This is a genomic window from Bradyrhizobium sp. GW821-FHT13H06 (assembly GCF_058803975.1).
In genome coordinates, this window is sequence record NZ_JBXAPN010000002.1 from 1,067,226 (window position 1) to 1,086,069 (window position 18,844).

The 18,844-nt window shown below is 64.7% G+C and carries 15 protein-coding genes; 10 read left to right on the forward strand and 5 right to left on the reverse strand.

The window, feature by feature from the left end:
- Window positions 1–5 precede the first annotated feature (5 nt).
- From AC1RQP_RS11940 to AC1RQP_RS11950, 3 genes are all read right to left on the reverse strand, one after another.
- Complete coding sequence (locus AC1RQP_RS11940) at window positions 6–1,193, reverse strand: acetyl-CoA C-acyltransferase (RefSeq protein WP_492937046.1); 1,188 nt, start codon at window positions 1,191–1,193, stop codon at window positions 6–8.
- Window positions 1,190–2,872 carry a dicarboxylate--CoA ligase PimA gene (gene pimA / locus AC1RQP_RS11945; protein WP_492937047.1) on the reverse strand — a complete coding sequence of 561 codons (1,683 nt, stop codon included), beginning with the start codon at window positions 2,870–2,872 and terminating at the stop codon, window positions 1,190–1,192. The genes AC1RQP_RS11940 and pimA overlap by 4 nt, the downstream gene beginning before the upstream one ends.
- Window positions 2,873–3,095: 223 nt before the next feature.
- Window positions 3,096–5,192, reverse strand: coding sequence for a 3-hydroxyacyl-CoA dehydrogenase NAD-binding domain-containing protein (locus AC1RQP_RS11950; protein WP_492937048.1), 2,097 nt, complete (start codon window positions 5,190–5,192; stop codon window positions 3,096–3,098).
- A 130-nt stretch (window positions 5,193–5,322) separates the two neighbouring features.
- Here AC1RQP_RS11950 and AC1RQP_RS11955 point away from each other — a divergent pair, with 130 nt between their 5' ends.
- The 10 genes from AC1RQP_RS11955 to AC1RQP_RS12000 all read left to right on the forward strand — a co-directional run bounded on the left by AC1RQP_RS11955 (window position 5,323) and on the right by AC1RQP_RS12000 (window position 16,663).
- Complete coding sequence (locus AC1RQP_RS11955) at window positions 5,323–6,189, forward strand: IclR family transcriptional regulator (protein WP_197964862.1); 867 nt, start codon at window positions 5,323–5,325, stop codon at window positions 6,187–6,189.
- Window positions 6,190–6,255: 66 nt separating this feature from the next.
- Window positions 6,256–7,053, forward strand: coding sequence for an ABC transporter ATP-binding protein (locus AC1RQP_RS11960; protein WP_061881012.1), 798 nt, complete (start codon window positions 6,256–6,258; stop codon window positions 7,051–7,053).
- The gene (locus AC1RQP_RS11965) at window positions 7,050–7,763 is read left to right on the forward strand and encodes an ABC transporter ATP-binding protein (protein WP_025033919.1); all 714 of its coding nucleotides are present in this window, start codon (window positions 7,050–7,052) and stop codon (window positions 7,761–7,763) included. The genes AC1RQP_RS11960 and AC1RQP_RS11965 overlap by 4 nt, the downstream gene beginning before the upstream one ends.
- Before the next feature lie 13 nt (window positions 7,764–7,776).
- Window positions 7,777–8,655 (forward strand): branched-chain amino acid ABC transporter permease, encoded by an 879-nt coding sequence (locus AC1RQP_RS11970; protein WP_194389995.1) that lies wholly within the window; start codon window positions 7,777–7,779, stop codon window positions 8,653–8,655.
- A 2-nt stretch (window positions 8,656–8,657) separates the two neighbouring features.
- Window positions 8,658–9,677 (forward strand): branched-chain amino acid ABC transporter permease, encoded by a 1,020-nt coding sequence (locus tag AC1RQP_RS11975; RefSeq protein ID WP_028179411.1) that lies wholly within the window; start codon window positions 8,658–8,660, stop codon window positions 9,675–9,677.
- A gap of 38 nt (window positions 9,678–9,715) precedes the next feature.
- Window positions 9,716–10,951, forward strand: coding sequence for an ABC transporter substrate-binding protein (locus AC1RQP_RS11980; RefSeq protein ID WP_239627385.1), 1,236 nt, complete (start codon window positions 9,716–9,718; stop codon window positions 10,949–10,951).
- Window positions 10,952–11,068: 117 nt separating this feature from the next.
- Entirely contained in the window at window positions 11,069–12,295 is a 1,227-nt protein-coding gene (locus AC1RQP_RS11985) for an ABC transporter substrate-binding protein (RefSeq protein ID WP_492937049.1), read from the forward strand.
- A gap of 255 nt (window positions 12,296–12,550) precedes the next feature.
- Window positions 12,551–13,780 (forward strand): ABC transporter substrate-binding protein, encoded by a 1,230-nt coding sequence (locus AC1RQP_RS11990; RefSeq protein ID WP_492937050.1) that lies wholly within the window; start codon window positions 12,551–12,553, stop codon window positions 13,778–13,780.
- 175 nt (window positions 13,781–13,955) lie between these two features.
- Window positions 13,956–15,185, forward strand: coding sequence for an ABC transporter substrate-binding protein (locus AC1RQP_RS11995; protein ID WP_492937051.1), 1,230 nt, complete (start codon window positions 13,956–13,958; stop codon window positions 15,183–15,185).
- Window positions 15,186–15,379: 194 nt separating this feature from the next.
- The gene (locus AC1RQP_RS12000) at window positions 15,380–16,663 is read left to right on the forward strand and encodes a glycerate kinase type-2 family protein (protein ID WP_492937052.1); all 1,284 of its coding nucleotides are present in this window, start codon (window positions 15,380–15,382) and stop codon (window positions 16,661–16,663) included.
- A 138-nt stretch (window positions 16,664–16,801) separates the two neighbouring features.
- Here the strand turns inward: AC1RQP_RS12000 and AC1RQP_RS12005 are convergent, their stop codons facing one another.
- Together AC1RQP_RS12005 and AC1RQP_RS12010 are read right to left on the reverse strand one after the other, a co-directional pair.
- Entirely contained in the window at window positions 16,802–17,326 is a 525-nt protein-coding gene (locus tag AC1RQP_RS12005) for an NADH-quinone oxidoreductase subunit B family protein (protein ID WP_131872002.1), read from the reverse strand.
- A gap of 3 nt (window positions 17,327–17,329) precedes the next feature.
- Entirely contained in the window at window positions 17,330–18,844 is a 1,515-nt protein-coding gene (locus AC1RQP_RS12010) for a hydrogenase large subunit (protein WP_492937053.1), read from the reverse strand.

An 18,844-nucleotide genomic window follows, 5' to 3' on the forward strand; every position in this document is an offset into this window, starting at 1 on the left:
CCCCGTTACTGCAGCACCTCGAACAACCCCGCCGCGCCCATGCCGCCGCCGACGCACATGGTGACGACCGCGTATTTCGCCTTGCGGCGACGGCCCTCGATCAGGGCGTGGCCGGTGAGGCGCGCGCCCGACATGCCGTAGGGATGACCGACCGCGATCGCGCCGCCGTCGACGTTGATCTTCTCGGGGTCGATGCCGAGCTTGTCGCGGCAATACAGCACCTGCACGGCGAAGGCTTCGTTGAGCTCCCAGAGGCCGATGTCGCCGACGGTGAGGCCGTGGCGCTTCAGGAGGCGCGGCACGGCGAAGACCGGGCCGATGCCCATCTCGTCCGGCTCGCAACCGGCGGAGACGAAGCCGCGGAAGATGCCGAGCGGCGCGAGGCCACGCCTGGCGGCTTCCTTGTCGCTCATGATCACGCAGGCGCTGGCGCCGTCGGAGAGCTGGCTGGCGTTGCCGGCGGTGACGGTGAAGCCGTCGCCGCGCACGGGCTTGAGGCCGGCAAGGCCTTCGAGCGTGGTTTCGGGACGCGGGCCCTCGTCCTGCGACAGCGTGACGTCCTTCATCGACACCGCGCCGGTCGCCTTGTCGGTGACCGCCATCTGCGTCGTGATCGGCGCGATCTCCTCCTTGAACCTGCCGCCCTGCTGGGCAGCCGCGGTGCGGCGCTGGCTCTCCAGCGAATACTCGTCCTGCTTCTCGCGCGAGATGCCATAACGCTTGGCGACGACCTCCGCCGTGTCGATCATGGGCATGTAGACCTCGCCCTTGATCTTGAGCAGCGCCGGGTCCTGGGCGTGGAAGCCGTTCATCTTGTCGTTCTGCACGAGCGAGATCGACTCGCCGCCGCCGCCGACCGCGATCTCGACGCCGTCGAAGAGCACCGACCGCGCGGCCAGCGCGATGGCCTGAAGACCGGAGGCGCATTGCCGGTCGATGGTGGTGCCGGCGACGGTGACGGGAAGGCCGGCGCGCAGCAGCGCCTTGCGCGCGATGTTGCCGCCGGTCGCGCCCTGCTGGAGGGCGGCGCCCATCACGACGTCCTCGATCTCCTTCGGATCGATCTTGGCGCGCGCGACGGCCTCGCCGATGGCGTGGCCGAGCAGGGTTGCGCCCTCGGTGGCATTGAGCGCGCCGCGATAGGCCTTGCCGATCGGGGTGCGGGCGGTGGAAACGATGACGGCGTCGGTCAAGAACGGACTCCTGATGCGGTTCTGGTGGATTGTGACGGTTTCTGCTGCTGGCGCAATTCGTGGCGCGACAATTTTCCGACCGGCGTGCGCGGCAGATCGTCGACGAACTCGACCGCGGCCGGCAGTTCGTGCTTGCCGAGCTTGCCGTTGAGCTGCGCGCGCAGCTCGTCGAGCGAGAACGGCTTTGCGCCGGGCTTCAGCTTGATGAAGGCCTTTGCGGCCTCGCCGCGGTACTGGTCGGGGATGCCGAGCACGATCACCTCGTGCACGCCTGATATGGTGTAGATCGCCTGCTCGATCATCTGCGGATAGACGTTGAAGCCGCCGGAGATGATCATGTCCTTCTTGCGGTCGACCAGGAAGAAATAGCCGTCGGTGTCGACATAGCCGATGTCGCCGGTGAGGAAGCGGCCGTCGACGAAGGCATCCGTGGATCCTTCCGGCCTGTTCCAGTAGCCTCCAGTGACGTTCGGGCCCTTGATGCGGATCTCGCCGACTTCGCCTGGCGGCAGCACGCGCCGGGGATCGTCGAGCGCGACGACGTCGAGCTCGATGCCGGGCAGCATCAGGCCGATCGAGCCCGGCTTCTCGGGACCGTCAGGCGGATGGCCGGTGCCGGGCGAGCAGGTCTCGGTCATGCCCCAGCCGCTGCGCAGCTTCTTGCCGACCTTGCGCTCGAAGAAATTCGCGATCTCGACCGGCAGCGGCGCGCCGCCGGAGCCGATGGTGGCAAGCGAGGAGAAGTCGCGCTTGTCGAGGTCCGGGAGCGCGGCGATCGCGATCCACATCGTCGGCACGCCCGGAAAGTAGGTCGCGCGCTTGACCTCGATGTCGCGCATCACCGCTTCGACGTCGAAGCGCTGGTGCAGCGAGATCAGATTGCCGCGGCTGAGCGAGGACAACAGCACCACGGTGAGCGCGTAGATGTGGAACAGCGGCAGCACGCAGATCACGCGCTCGATCGTCTCGCCACGCGCCGCGCGCGACGGCTTGCCCCAGACGTCGTAGATCGACACCGCCGCGGTGAGATTGCCGTGCGTCAGCATGGCGCCCTTGGGCAGGCCGGTGGTGCCGCCGGTATATTGCAGCAGCGCAACGTCGTCGGCGGTCACCTTCGGCCATTCTGCCGGCGCGGCGGCCCCTTCGACGAAGGTCTTGAAGGTCACGATGCGGGGATCGTTGGGGATCGCCGCCTGCGGCGTGCCGACCTTGCCCCAATGATCGTCCTCGCAGACGACCAGGCGATCGATCAGCCCCTTCTCCAGGAATTTCAGCGCGGTCGGCAGCAGCGCCTGGAGGTTCGAGGTGACGAGCAGGCGCGAGCCGGAGTCGGAAACCTTGTGCGTCAGCGCGATCTCGCCGTCGAGCGGTGACAGATGCGCGACGCGGGCGCCTGCCTTCAGCGCGCCGAAGAAGTTGACGGGATGATCGGGGGTGTTGCCGAGGAACAGCGCGACGGAAGAGTTCCTGCCGCAACCGGCGCGCAGGAACGCCGCGGCGGCGCGCTCGGCCTGAGCTGCGAGCTCGGCGTAGGTGATCGCGCGATCGCGGAATTCCAACGCGGTGCGCGGGCCGTGCTCAGCGGCGGCTTTCGACAGGAGATCCGGGAGCGGACCCTGGACGATGGGATCGTCCCAATGCACGCCCTCTGGGTAAAACTGTTCGCCGGGATGGGTCATAGGCGATCGAGACTCTGCAAAGCGATAATGGCCGGGTCGCGTGAGGCGGGCACCGGCGGATGGGCTCCCCTCCCCCTTGCGGGGAGGGGTTGGGGAAGGGGGTAGCCACAAACGCTGACCTCGCCCGGGGCTACCCCCCTCCCTGCCCCTCCCCCGCAAGGGGGGAGGGAACGGAGAGAGCGTCGCCCGGAACGACTCATCGTAGCCACCGATCCCAATCCGATCACGCCGCTTTCGACGCCGCCGCGAGCGAGGCGAACGTCTTGCCTTCGGCCGCGAGCTTCTTCAGCAGCGGGGCGGGCTCGAGGCTCGGATCGTTGGTCTCCTTGGCGTAGAACGACAGGCGATCGGCGATGTGCTTGAGGCCGACGGTGTCGGCCCAGAACATCGGGCCGCCGCGGTAGATCGGCCAGCCATAGCCGTAGAGCCAGACCACGTCGATGTCGCTAGGACGCGCCGCGATCCCCTCTTCCAGGATCTTCGCGCCCTCGTTGATCATGGGATACATCATGCGCTCGAGGATCTCCTCGTCGCTGACGACGCGCTTCTTGCGGCCGAGGCGGGCAAGCGTCTCGTCGATCAGCTTCTCGACCTCGGGATCGGGCAGCGGGGCGCGGCTGCCGGCTTCATACTTGTAGTAGCCCTTGCCGGTCTTCTGGCCGAAGCGGCCGGCTTCGCACAGCGCGTCCGCGATCTCCGACTTGATGCCGCGGTCTTTCCGCGAGCGCCAGCCGATGTCGAGGCCGGCGAGGTCGCCCATCGCGAACGGTCCCATCGGCATGCCGAATTTTGTCACCACGGCGTCGACCTGCTGCGGCAAGGCACCCTCGAACAGCAGCTTCTCGGACTGCTTGCCGCGCTGGGCCAGCATGCGGTTGCCGACGAAGCCGTCGCAGACGCCGACCACGGCCGGCACTTTTGCGATCTTGCGCGCGATCGTGACGGCCGTCACGAGCGCGTCCGGCGCGGTCTTGTCGGCGCGCACGATCTCGCACAGCTTCATGACGTTGGCCGGCGAGAAGAAGTGCATGCCGAGCACGTCCTGCGGACGGCTGGTCGACTTCGCGATCTCGTCGATGTTCAGGTACGAGGTGTTGGAGGCGAGCACGGCGCCCGGCTTGGCGTACTGGTCGAGCTTGCCGAACACCTCCTTCTTCACCGCCATGGTCTCGAACACGGCCTCGATGACGAGGTCGGCATCGCCGACATTCTCGATGCCGACGACGCCGTTGATCAGCGCCATGCGCTTGGCGGGCGCGTCTGCCGGGATGCCGCCGCGCGCCGCGGTCGCTTCCCAGTTCTTCTGCATGATGCCCATGCCGCGCTTGAGCTGCTCCTCGGCGGTCTCGATCAGGGTGACGGGGATGCCGGCATTGGCGAACGACATCGCGATGCCGCCGCCCATGGTGCCGGCGCCGAGAATGGCGACACGGTTAACGGGGCGCGACTTGGTGCCTTCGGGGACACCCGCGATCTTGGCGGCTTCGCGCTCGGCGAAGAACGCATAGCGCTGCGCCTTGGACTGGTCGCTAGCGACGAGCTTCAGGAAGCCCTCGCGCTCCTTCTTCAACCCTTCGTCGAAGGGTAGGTCAATGGCGTAGCCGACGGCATCGGCCGCCGCGAACGGCGCTTCCAGGCCGCGCGACTTCTTGGTCATGGCGGCGACGGCATTGGTGAAGATCGAGCGGTCGGCCTTGGCCGCCGCGATCTTGGAATCGTCGTCGCGCAGGCGGCGCAGCGGGCGCTTCTCGGCCAGCAGCTTGCGAACGAAGGCTTCGCCGCCCGAGGCCGGCCCTTCGACGATCTCCTCGATCAAGCCGTTCTTCAGCGCTTCGGCGGCGCCGATCGGGTCGCCGCCGACGATCATCTTGACTGCGAGCTCAGGCCCGACCGCGCGCGGCAGGCGCTGGGTCCCGCCGGCGCCCGGCAACAGGCCCAGCTTCACCTCGGGCAGGCCGAGCTTGGCCTCCTTCACCGCGACACGGAAATGACAGGCGAGCGCGACCTCGAGGCCGCCGCCGAGGGCGGTGCCGTGGATCGCGGCAACGACGGGCTTGGGCGAATTCTCGATCTCGGACAGCACGTCGTTGAGGGCCGGCGGCTTCGGCGGCTTGCCGAATTCGGTGATGTCGGCGCCCGCAATGAAGGTGCGGCCGGCGCAGGTCAGCACGATGCCCTTGATGGCGGGATCGGCGATCGCGGCCTTGATGCATTCCAGAATGCCGCCGCGGACTGCGGCACTCAGCGCATTGACCGGCGGGCTGTTGACCGTGACGATGCCGACCTCGTCATGACGCTCAAGCTTGACCACTTCGCTCACGGTGTCCCTCCTTGGTGGGGATTTGCTTTTGTTCGATTTCGCAGTGCGGAATTTAATTCCGCATCTTGACGGCAGGGTTATTTTGAAGCACGGACGTTGTCAACGACTCCGCGCAAGAAGCAGATCAGGGATGAAGCGTACAGGAAAGAAGACTGCGACCGATCGGAATTTCGTCGTCGCGCTTTCCCGCGGACTGGATGTATTGCGCGCGTTCCAACCCAATGACGGCCTGCTCGGCAATCAGGAGATTGCGGCCCGCACCAACCTGCCCAAGCCGACCGTGTCGCGGCTGACCTACACGTTGACCAAGCTCGGCTATCTGACGCCGGTTCCCCGCTTCGAGAAGTACCAGCTCGCACCCGCAGCGATGTCGCTCGGTTATGCGGCGTTGGCCAATCTGGGCGTTCGGCACTTGTCGGAGCCGTTCCGCGAGGAAGTGATGCGCGCGACCGGTGGCGCCGTCGCCGTCGGCGGCCGCGACCGTCACAGCATGATCTATTTCGGGCAGAGCCGCGGCAGCGAGACGGTCGGCGTTCAACTTGACGTCGGCTCGCGCGTGCCGATTGCAACCAGTGCGATGGGCCGCGCCTATTTCTGGGCGCTCGACGACGAGAGTCGCGCTGAAGTGTCGCGCATTCTGCGCGAACATTACGGCAGCCGCTGGCCGAAGATGCGCGAAGGATTGGAACGTTCCGGCGAAACGGTCGCGAAATACGGTTTTGCGATCTCGGTCGGCGACTGGCACGACGACATCGGCGCGGCCGGCGTCGCGCTCAAGCTCAACGACGGAACCGGACCTTACGCATTCAATTGCGGCGCGCCAGCATTCCGTTTCACGGAAGAGCGTTTGATCAACGACATTGGACCGCGTCTGCTGGCGATGGTAAGGAACATCGAAGCGGCGCTCGGGGGTCTGATGCCGCATTCAAAAAAAGACAACAGCAAAAAGCTGAAATCAGGAGGAAAAGTTGCGCGTGTGGCCGAGGGGTTCAGATAGCCTTTGTCATCATCGGGAGCGGTTCGCATCGCCCCATCACTCACTGAACGACGTGAGCGAGACGACATGACGCAGGCACAGCTCGCGCGGGGGACATCGCCCCTGCTCGCGGTTCGCGACGTCAGCGTCGTGTTCGGCGGCATCATCGCGCTCAACGGCGTGTCCTTCGACATGCACAAGGGCCAGATCCTCGGATTGATCGGCCCCAACGGCGCCGGCAAGACCACGCTCTTCAATTGCCTTTCACGGCTGTACCAGCCGTCGTCCGGCGACATCCTGCTGGACGGCGTGAGCATCCTGTCGCGGCCGCCGCACCGCATCGCCGAGATCGGCATCGGCCGCACCTTCCAGAACGTGGCGCTGTTCCCGAACCTCTCGGTGATGGACAATGTCCGCGTCGGCGCGCATTCGAAGACCTCCAGCGACATCATCAGCGACTCCCTGAGGCTTGCCTGGGTCCGGCGCAGCGAGACCAGCGTCAACAAGAAGGTGCACGAGATCCTCGCCTATCTCGACCTCGAGGACGTCGCTCACACCATCGTCTCCGGCCTGCCCTTCGGTACGCAGAAGCGGGTCGAGCTGGCGCGCGCGCTCGCGGCCGATCCGAAGATCCTGCTGCTCGACGAGCCTGCCGGCGGCCTCAACCACGAGGAAGTCTACGTGCTCGGAGCTCTCATCCGCCGCATTCGCGACGAGCGCCACATGACCGTGCTCCTGGTCGAGCACCACATGGGCCTCGTGATGTCGATCGCCGACCACGTCGTCGCGCTGAATTTCGGCAAGAAGCTCGCGGAGGGGACGCCCGCCCAGGTGCAGGCCGACCCCGACGTCATCAAGGCGTATCTCGGGAGCAAGGACCAATGACGACGCTGCTCAACGTCAAGGACCTGCGCGCCTATTACGGCCAGGTCCAGGCACTCCATGGCCTGTCCTTCTCGCTCAACGAGGGTTCGCTGGTGACGCTGCTGGGCGCCAACGGCGCCGGCAAGACCACGACACTGCGCGCGATCTGCAACATGGTGCGCTCGACCGGAGCGATCGAGTTCGAAGGCAAGCCCCTGAACAACCGCTCGACCGAAAGCATCGTGCGGTTCGGCATCGCCCACGTGCCGCAGGGCCGCGGCACCTTCACCACCATGACGGTGGAGGAGAACCTGCAGTTAGGGGCCATCACCCGCAAGGACAGCGCCGGCATCGTCTCCGACATCGAGCGCATGTACGCCCACTTCCCGGTGCTGAAGCAGCGGCACACCCAGGTGGCCGGCACGCTGTCCGGCGGCGAGCAGCAGATGCTCGCGGTCGCCCGCGCCCTGATGCTGCGGCCGCGGCTGATGCTGCTCGACGAGCCCTCCTTCGGCCTCGCGCCGCTGGTGGTGCGCGATCTGTTCGGCATCCTCGGCAAGATCAACCGCGAGGACAAGGTGTCGATCCTGGTGGTCGAACAGAACGCCCAGCTGGCGCTCGAGCTCGCCGACCAGGCCTATGTGATCGAGACCGGTCGGATCGTGATGTCGGGCAAGGCCAAGGACATCGCGAACAACGAAGAAATCCGCAAATCCTATCTGGGTTACTGAGGGAGCCGGGACAATGGAACTGTTCACCAACCAGGTCCTGGCCGGCATCGCCACGGGCGCGATCTACGCCTGCATGGCGCTCGCCGTGGTCATGATCTACCAGGCCATCGACCATCTCAATTTCGCGCAAGGCGAGATGGCGATGTTCTCGACCTTCATATCCTGGCAGCTGATGCAGTGGGGCGTGTCCTATTGGGCGGCCTTCCTGATGACGCTGGCATTCTCCTTCGTCGCCGGCATCGCGATCGAGCGCATCCTGTTCAAGCCGCTCGCCAAGGCGCCGGTGCTGACCAACGTCGCCGGCTTCATCGCACTGTTTGCGATCATCAACTCCTCGGCCGGCCTGATTTGGGACTTCACCATCAAGCAGTACCCGACCCCGTTCGGCTCCTCGCCGTTCCTGGGCAGCCAGCTGATCTCGACGCACCAGGCCGGCATGATCGGCGTCACCGTGCTGCTCTTGCTCGGCCTCTACTTCTTCTTCCAGTACACCCGGATCGGCCTTGCGATGCGCGCCGCCGCCTCGGTGCCTGAATCGGCCCGCCTCGTCGGCATCAACACGAGCTGGATGATCGCGCTCGGCTGGGGCATGGCGACCGCGATCGGCTCGATCGCCGGCATGCTGATCGCCCCGGTCGTGTTCCTCGAGCCCAACATGATGGGCGGCGTCCTGATCTACGGCTTCGCCGCGGCGGTGCTCGGCGGATTGAGCAGCCCGTTCGGCGCCGTGGTCGGCGGCTTCCTGGTCGGCGTCTTCGAGAACCTCGCCGGCACCTACATCCCCGGCGTCGGCAACGAACTGAAGCTCCCGATCGCGCTCGCGCTGATCATCTCCGTCCTGGTCGTCAAACCCGCTGGCCTGTTCGGCCGGCACATCGTCAAGCGAGTTTGATCATGAGCGCTGCAGAAGAAGTCGTCGCCGAAGGCCACCAGGCGGTCGAGGCCGTTCCGAAGCGCGCCATGACGCTGGGCACCGGCACCTCGCTGGTGGTGCTGGCGGCGCTGTTGGTCGTGCCGATGTTCGTCAAGAACTTCATCATCTTCCAGATGACGATGCTCCTGATCTACGGGCTCGCCGTGCTGGCGCTGAACATCCTGACCGGCGGCTCCGGCCAGTTCTCGCTCGGCCAGAGCGCGTTCTACGCCGTCGGCGCCTACACCTCGGCGGTGCTGATGGAGCACGCCAACGTCAACTACGCGCTGACCATTCCGATTTCCGCCGCGATCTGCTTCGGATTCGGCTACCTGTTCGGCAAGCCGGCGCTGCGGCTGTCGGGCGTCTATCTCGCGCTCGCGACCTTCGCGCTCGCCACCGCGATGCCGCAGCTGTTGAAGCTGAACTTCCTCGAGCACTGGACCGGCGGCGTGCAGGGCCTCGTCGTCACCAAGCCGGACGCACCGTTCGGCCTGCCGATGTCGCAGGACATGTGGCTGTACTACTTCACGCTCGCCGTGACTATCGCGATCTACATCTTCTCGGTGAACCTGCTGCGCTCCCGCTCGGGGCGCGCCTTCATGGCGATCCGCGACAACGAGATCGCGGCCTCCTCGATGGGTGTCAACGTCGCGCTCTACAAGACGCTGGCTTTCGGGGTGTCCGCCGGCATAACCGGCGTTGCCGGCTCGCTTGGCGCCATCGCCGTGCAATTCGTCGCGCCCGACAGCTACACCATCACGCTCGCGATCTCGCTGTTCCTCGGCATGGTGGTCGGCGGCGTCGGCTGGCTGCCCGGCTCGTTCGTCGGTGCGGCCTTCATCATCTTCGTGCCGAACATGGCGGAAAGCATCTCCAAGGGCCTCTCCGGCGCAGTGTTCGGCGTGCTGTTGTTCCTCGTCATCTACCTCGTGCCGCATGGCGCGAGGCAGATCGCGGTCCTGGGCCAGCAACTCGTCGGCAAGCTCAGGAAGAACTGAAAACTCTCAAGGACTGTCGTTTAACCAAGGAGACCCAATTGCTTTTCGGAAGAACACTGCGAGCCGCCGCGCTGGTCACGGCAACGGCGGCCGTCACCCTCACCTCCGGCGCTGCACTCGCCCAGAAGAAATACGACACCGGCGCGTCCGATACCGAGATCAAGATCGGCAACATCATGCCGTACAGCGGTCCGGCCTCGGCCTATGGCATCATCGGCAAGACCGAAGAGGCCTATTTCAGGATGGTCAACGACAAGGGCGGCATCAACGGTCGCAAGATCAACTTCATAACCTATGACGACGGCTATTCGCCGCCGAAGGCCGTCGAGCAGGTCCGCAAGCTGGTCGAGAGCGACGAGGTGCTGGCCGTCTTCAACCCGCTCGGCACGCCCTCGAACACGGCGATCCAGAAATACCTCAACGCCAAGAAGATCCCGCAACTGTTCGTCGCCACCGGCGCGACCAAGTGGAACGATCCGAAGAACTTCCCCTGGACCATGGGCTGGCAGCCCTCCTACCAGAGCGAAGCGCACATCTATGCCAAATGGCTGATGAAGGAGAAGCCGGACGCCAAGATCGCGATCCTCTATCAGAACGACGATTTCGGCAAAGACTACCTCAAGGGCACCAAGGACGGTCTCGGCGCGAAGGCCTCGTCAATGATCATCATGGAAGAGAGCTACGAGATCTCCGAGCCGTCGATCGACGGTCACATCGTCAAGATCAAGGCGGCCAATCCCGACGTGCTCCTGATCTACACCACGCCGAAGTTCGCGGCCCAGACCATCAAGAAGACCGCCGAGCTCAACTGGAAGCCGCTCCAGATCCTCACCAACGTGTCGATCTCGGTTGGCAGCGTGATGAAGCCGGCCGGATTCGAAAGCGCGCAGGGCGTGTTGTCGGCAGCCTACGCCAAGGACTCCACCGACCCGCAATGGGCCAACGATCCCGGCATGAAGAGGTGGAACGAGTTCGTCGACAAGTACATGCCGGGCGCCGACAAGTCCGACACCAGCATGGTCTATGGCTACGGCGCCGCGTCGACCCTGGCCAAGGTGCTGGAAATGTGCGGTGACGACCTCACCCGTGCCAACCTCATGAAGCAGGCCGCGAGCCTGAAGGACTTCGCGCCGGATACCCTGCTGCCCGGCGTCAAGATCAACACCAGCGCCACCGACTTCGCCCCGATTGCGCAGCTTCAGATGATGCGCTTCAAGGGCGAGAAGTGGGAACTGTTCGGCGAGATCATCAGCGGCGATATCGCCTCCGAGTGACACGCTGACGCAATCATCCAACGTAAAAAGCCCCCGCGGGCGACCGCGGGGGCTTTTTGTTGACGGCCAGCGTCAATCTTGTTCTATGCGACCGATCCGCCCCGAGGAAGGAGAACAATGGTCGCCGTTCGTTTCCAGGTTGCGTCCCTCTGGGTCGCGCTCGCCTTGTGCACTGCAATGAGCAGCGAAGTGCTGGCGCAGAAGAAATACGACAACGGCGCTTCCGATACCGAGATCAAGATCGGTAACATCATGCCCTATAGTGGACCGGCCTCCGCCTATGCCGCGATCGGCAAGACCGAGGAAGCCTACTTCAACAAGATCAACGCCGAGGGCGGCATCAACGGCCGCAAGATCAAATTCATCTCCTATGACGACGCCTATTCGCCGCCGAAGACGGTGGAGCAGGCGCGCAAGCTGGTCGAGAGCGACGGGGTGCTGCTGATTTTCGGCTCGCTCGGCACCTCCACCAATAGCGCCATCCGCAAATACATGAACGAGAAGAAGGTGCCGCAATTGTTCGTGGCGAGCGGCGCGTCGAAATGGAACGATCCCAAGCAATATCCCTGGACCATGGGCTGGCAGCCGAACTACGCGAGCGAGGCGCGCATCTACGCCAAATACATCATGAAGGAGAAGCCGGACGGAAAGATCGGCGTGCTCTACCAGAACGACGATTTCGGCAAGGACTATCTGAACGGGCTGAAAGAGGGCCTCGGCCCCAAGGCTTCGATGATCGTGCTGGAAGAGCCCTACAGCACCTCGGAGCCGGCGATCGACGAGCACGTGGTCAAACTGAAAGCCTCCGGCGCTGACGTCTTCATCAGCATCACCACACCGAAATTCACGGCGCAGGGCATCAAGAAGGCGGCGGAGATCAACTGGCATCCGGTCCACATCATCTCGAACGTCTCGGCCTCGGTCGGCGGCGTGCTCGAACCGGCCGGGCTCGAGATCTCGCAAGGCGTCCTGTCGGCGAGCTACACCAAGGACGGCTCCGATCCGCAGTGGAATGCCGATGACGGCATGAAGAAGTTCTACAACTTCCTCGCCCAGTATGACCCCCAGGCCAACAAGCTCGATGCCGGCGTCGTGTTCGGCTATGCCGCCGCGCAGACCATGGTGAAGGTGCTGCAGATGTGCGGCGACGATCTCACCCGCGAGAACGTCATGAAGCAGGCCGCCAGCCTGAAGAACTTCGAACCCGATACGCTCTTGCCCGGCATCAGGATCAATACCGCGCCGGACGATTTCGCTCCGATCGAACAGCTCCAGATGATGCGGTTCAAGGGCCGGAAATGGGAGCTGTTCGGCGACATCATCTCGAGCCACGTCGGCCACTGACCGCCGCGACGGCTCAATTCGAAATAGCTCATACTTCGCAACACAACTTCAGCGTCGCTGAACTGGCGACGCGCCTCATCTCGCCTGCCGGAATATTCCGCACTCTCTCAAAAAAGAAGCACCTCGCTGCGACAGCGCCGGGGGGCGTTCTGCTTGCTGCGCGCTTGAGAAGGGTATTCAATGGTGTCGGAGCGGCGCCCAATGATCGCTCCCAATCAAGAACACGACACATTCAATCCACCTAGGGAGATCAAGATGCCTGCAATGCATGTGCGATTGGGGGCCTTCTCGGCTGCCCTCGTGTTGACTGTCGCTCTTTCCACGGCAGCATCCGCGCAGAAGAAATACGACACCGGCGCATCCGACACCGAAATCAAGATCGGCAACATCATGCCCTACAGCGGACCCGCCTCCGCCTACGGCGTGATCGGCAAGACCGAGGAGGCCTATTTCCGAAAGATCAATGCGGAAGGCGGCATCAACGGCCGCAAGATCAATTTCGTCACCTATGACGACACCTACTCGCCGCCCAAAACGGTGGAACAGGCACGCAAGCTCGTCGAAAGCGACGAGGTGCTGTTGATCTTCAACTCGCTCGGCACGCCGCCCAACACGGCGATCCAGAAATACATGAACTCGAAGAAGGTGCCGCAGCTCTTCGTCGCCACCGGCGCCACCAAGTGGAACGATCCGCAGAACTTCCCCTGGACGATGGGCTGGCAGCCCAACTACCAGATCGAGTCGATCATCTATGCCAAGTACATCCTGAAGAACCATCCGAACGCCAAGATCGCCGTGCTCTACCAGAACGACGACTACGGCAAGGACTATCTGAAGGGGTTCAAGGACGGGCTCGGCGCCAAGGCCGCCTCGATGATCGTCATTGAGGACAGCTATGAAGTCTCCGAGCCAACCATCGATTCCCACATCGTGAAGATGAAGGCGACGGGCGCGGATATCTTCTTCAACGTCACCACGCCGAAATTCGCGGCGCAGGCGATCAAGAAGAATGCCGAGATCGGCTGGAAGCCGCTGCATTTCCTCAACAACGTCTCGGCCTCGATCGGCAGCGTGATCAAGCCGGCCGGCTTCGAGAACGCCCAGGACATTATCTCGTCGCAATACTTCAAGGACCCGACCGACGGGCAATGGAAGAAGGACCCGGCGATGATCGCCTGGAACGAATTCCTGGATAAGTACTATCCGGATGCGAACCGCGCCGACGCCTCGGTGATGTATGGCTATATCGTGAGCCAGGGCCTCGTGCACGTGCTCAAGGCCTGCGGTGACAATCTGACCCGCGAGAACATCATGAAGCAGGCGGCCAGCATCAGGGATTTCGAGCCTGCGGGGCTGTTGCCGGGCATCAAGGTCAACACGTCGGCCTCCGATTTCGCGCCGCTCTCGCAGCTGCAACTGATCCGCTTCAAGGGCGAGCATTGGGAGCGATTTGGCGAGGTCCTGAGCGGCGACGTCGGCGGCTAACCTTAACCAGCTGCTAAAGATATCATCCCAATCGACTAAAGACGCAGCCCCTGCGGACTTGCCGCAGGGGCTTTTCCTTGAAGCTTCCGGGCAAATCGTATTGAATTGCGGGCGCGTCGCCAAAAAACGAGACAAGAAAAGGGACGCACACACCAAGAAGAATAGGGAGATTGGAATGCCTGCTGTCACCGGCAAACTTGCGGCCGCATCATTGGCGCTCGCGCTCATTGCGGCTTCGACCTCAACTGCATCGGCCCAGAAGAAATACGATACCGGCGCGACCGACACCGAGATCAAGATCGGCAACATCATGCCTTACAGCGGACCGGCCTCCGCCTACGGCATCATCGGGCGCACCGAAGCCGCCTATTTCAAGAAGATCAACGACGAGGGCGGCATCAACGGCCGCAAGATCAATTTCGTCTCCTACGACGACGCGTACTCACCGCCGAAGACGGTGGAGCAGGCGCGCAAGCTGGTCGAGAGCGACGAGGTGCTGCTCGTCTTCAACTCGCTCGGCACGCCGCCCAACTCGGCGATCCAGAAATACATGAACTCGAAGAAGGTGCCGCAGCTGTTCGTCGCCACCGGCGCCACCAAGTGGAACGATCCGCAGAACTTCCCCTGGACCATGGGCTGGCAGCCCAATTACCAGAGCGAGACGCAGATCTACGCCAAATACATCCTGAAGGAGCTGCCCAACGCCAAGATCGGCGTGCTCTACCAGAACGACGATTACGGCAAGGACTACCTGAAGGGCCTGAAGGACGGCCTCGGCGCCAAGGCCGCAAGCATGATCGTGCTGGAGGAAAGCTACGAGACGTCGGAGCCGACCATCGACAATCACATCGTCAAACTGAAGGCGACCGGCGCCGACGTCTTCATCAACATCACCACGCCGAAATTCGCGGCGCAGGCGATCAAGAAGAACGCCGAGATCGGCTGGAAGCCGATCCACTTCCTGAACAACGTCTCGGCCTCGGTCGGAAGCGTGATCAAGCCGGCAGGCTTCGAGAACGCGCAAGGCATCATCTCCGCGGCCTATCTGAAGGACACCACCGACGCGCAATGGGCCAACGACCCCGGCATGAAGGCGTTCCTCGACTTCATGACGAAGTACTTTCCCGAAGGCGACAAGACCGACGGCGGCACGATCGTCGGCTACGGCGTCGCGCAGACGCTGGTCCAGGTGCTGAAGAACTGCGGCGACGACCTCACGCGCGCGAACGTCATGAAACAGGCCGCGAGCCTGAAGGACTTCCGCACCGAAGCGCTGCTGCCCGGCATCAAGATCAACACGTCGGCGACCGATTTCGCCCCGATCAGCTCGCTGCAGCTGCAACGCTTCAAGGGCGAGCGATGGGAGCTGTTCGGCGACGTGATCAATGCGGAAGCCGGCGGCTAGCTGGCGCCTGAAGGGCACGACGGAGAACCCCCTGCGCCCGGTCGCGCAGGGGGTTTCTGCTTGCGCGGCGGTCTTGATCACGCGATTGCACAATCGAATGATGGCAGAGGCCGCTTACGCTTTGGCGCACGATGCGGTAGGCAGTTGACCGGCGACCTCGTCGCCGCCACTTCAGTCTGCCGAAGGCCATCGTCATGACCGACCGACGTCCCCTGCTCCGCGCGCTCTACGACGCCGCCGTTGCCGCCGCCCATCCGAATACGATCCTGGCGCCGCATCTGCGCCCCGCGCCCAGGGGACGCGTGATCTGCCTTGCCGCCGGCAAGGGCGCAGGCGCGATGGCCGCGGCGGCCGAGCGGCACTATCTCGACGCGCTCGAGCTCCCGCCGGAGCGGCTGGTCGGCATCGCCACCACGCGCCATGGCTACGGCGTGCCGACCCGCCGCATCCGCGTGGTCGAGGCCGGCCATCCCGTGCCTGACGAAGCCGGCTTGAAAGGCGCCGCCGACACGCTCGTGCTCGCGGGCGAGGCCGGGCCTGACGATCTGCTCCTGGTGCTGCTCACCGGAGGCGGCTCGGCCAACTGGATCGCGCCGGCGAATGGCGTCAGCTTCGCGCAGAAGCAGGCGGTCAACAAGGCGCTGCTGCGCTCGGGCGCGCCGATCGGCGAGATGAATGTCGTGCGCAAGCACCTCTCGCGCATCAAGGGCGGGCGGCTGGCGCGCGCCGGCAGGAACGCCGCCGAGATCGTCACGCTCGCGATCTCCGACGTGCCGCATGACGACCCTTCCGCGATCGCCTCCGGTCCCACCGTGCCGGATCCGACGACGCTGGCGGACGCGCGCGCGATCGTGGCCAAGTACAAGCTCGACGTCGACGATGCGGTGCGCCGTGCACTCGACGATCCCGCCAATGAGAGCTGCAAACCGGGTGACGCGGCCTTCGGGCGTGCGACTTTCGAGCTGATCGCGCGGCCCAAGCAGTCGCTCGACGCCGCGGTGAAGATGGCGCGCGCCTCCGGCTACGAGACCATCGACCTCGGCGCCGATCTCGAAGGCGAGGCGCGCGAGGTCGCCGCCGATCACGCCAGGCTGGCGCTCGAGGCGCGTGCGCAAGGCAAGCGCATCGCCATCCTCTCAGGCGGCGAGCTCACGGTCACCGTGCGTGGCCAGGGGCGCGGCGGACCGAACCAGGAATACGCGCTGGCGCTCGCCGGCCTGTTGCAGGACACCGCCGGCATCTCGGCGCTCGCCGGCGACACCGACGGCGCCGACGGCGGCGCCGGCAATCCCACCGACCCCGCCGGCGCGCTGATCGACGCGGCAACGTTCGCAAGGATGAAGGCGCAGGGACTGCAGCCGCAGGCCTATCTCGACAACAACGACGCGACCTCGTTCTTCGAGGCCACGGGGGATCTGCTCCAGTCGGGGCCGACGCTGACGAACGTAAACGATATCCGGGTGATCCTGGTGGATTGAGGCTCGCCCTGCCCGACGCCATCGCGGCTCTGCCTATCCATGATGGCTTTGGACATCTGTCCAGCCACGACACAGTCGTCGTTCGCCGCAAAGTGGGGAATCCAGCGCTCTCGCAGTGACGGAGCGTGTAGGTGCGGCCTACCGCTTGACGCTGACGTGCTCCAGCAGCGCGAGCAGGCCCTTCAACAAGTCCGTCGGCGACGGCGGGCAGCCCTTGATGTGCAGATCCACCGGAACGATCTCGGACACGCCGCCGACGCAGGCGTAGCTGCCTCTGAAAATGCCGCCATCGATCGCGCATCCGCCGACCGCGACGACCCATTTCGGGTCGGGCGTCGCGTTGTAGGTCCGCTCCAGCGCCTGTCGCATGTTCTTCGTCACGGGACCCGTGACCAGCAGCACGTCGGCATGGCGCGGCGAGGCGACGAATCGCAGGCCGAAACGTTCGATGTCGTAGAAGGCGTTGGACAGCGCGTGGATCTCCAGCTCGCAGCCGTTGCAGGACCCGGCATCGACCTCGCGAATGGCAAGAGAACGCCCCAGCCGGGCCTGGGCAGCACGGTCGACTTTCGCTGCAAGCTCGGCCAGCGCCGAACCGTCCGGCGCCGGAGCGGGCTCCGTCAGCGAACCATGGGTGAGGCTTTCGAGCAGGGTCTTGCGCATGGCTTAGAGGTCCACGCCCGAATAGGAACAGTTGAACGATTTGTTGCAGAGCGGGAAGTCGGCAATGATGTTGCCCTCGATCGCGGTTTCCAGCAGCGGCCACTGGAACCACGAGGCGTCGCGCAGGTGGCAGCGTTCGACGCGCAACTCGCCATCGAGCCGCAGCCACACCAGAACGTCGCCGCGGAAGGCCTCGGTGAGCGCCATGCCTTCACAGCCACCGCCGCCGATCCTGGCTGGCAGCGCGGTTTCGAGCCCGCCCGGCCCAAGCTGGTCGAGAATCTGCTCGATCAACGCGACGCTCTGCTCGACCTCGCGGATCCGGATCCAGACCCGCGCGTTCACGTCGCCGGCCTGCAGTACCGGCACTTCGAACGACAACGAATCGTAAGGCATGTAGGCGATCGCGCGCCGCGCGTCGAAATCGCGGCCAGAGGCGCGGCCGACATAGCCGCCGGCGCCGAACTGGCGCGCATACTCCGCCTTCACGATGCCCGTGGTGACGGTGCGGTCCTGCAAGGACGCCGTGTTGTCATAGAGCTCGATCAGGCGCGGAAAGACCTTGCGTAGCTCCGCGAGCAGCGCGCGCAGCGCGGAAACGCCTTCCGGCGCGATATCTCGCGTCACGCCACCGGGCACGATGACATCCATCATCAGGCGATGGCCGAACGCGACGTTCGCAGCGCGCAAACAGCGCTCTCGCAAGATGCCGGTCTGGGCATGCATCAGCGCGAACGAGGCGTCGTTGCAGATGGCACCGATGTCACCCAGATGGTTGGCGAGCCGCTCCAGCTCGGCCATCAGCGCCCGCAAGAGGGTCGCCTGCCTCGGCGCCTCGATCTGCAGCGCCGCTTCCACGGCACAAGCAAAGGCGAAGGCATAGGCGACGGCGCTGTCGCCGGAGGTGCGGTTGGCGAGCTTTGCCGCAGCCTCGAGACTCGCGCCCTGCATCAGCGACTCCAGGCCCTTGTGGGTGTAGCCGAGCCACTGCTCCAGCCGCACCACATGCTCGCCATTGGCGGTGAAGCGGAAATGGCCGGGCTCGATGATCCCGGCATGAACGGGGCCGACCGCCACCTGGTGCAACGCCTCGCCCTCGGCCGCCAGGAACCGGTATGGGCGCACGTCGCGCGATGCGTTGCGGCCGGAGAGCGGATAGGATTGACCCCAGGCATCGTGATCGAGCCACGGCCGCAGATCGTCGGCAGCGGTCGGAACAAGCCCGAACAGATCATGGATGGTCCGCTCCAGCCGAAGCGCCGGCGGATGACGGTTGGCGACGCTTGGAAATGTGCCGGCCGTACACTCGTAGGTGACGACCGCGATCGCGGCCGAGCCCCCATCGAGCATCGCCATATGCACCGCGGTCGGCTCGCCCCAGAGGCCGAGCAGTGTGAGGCCCCCCTCGACGAGCCGATCGATCGCCACCTGCCAGCCCGCTTCCGTCACGACGGCGCGCGGCCAGGGCCGGTGCGACGACACCGCTTTGACATGGGGGATGCTGTCGAGGATGCCCAT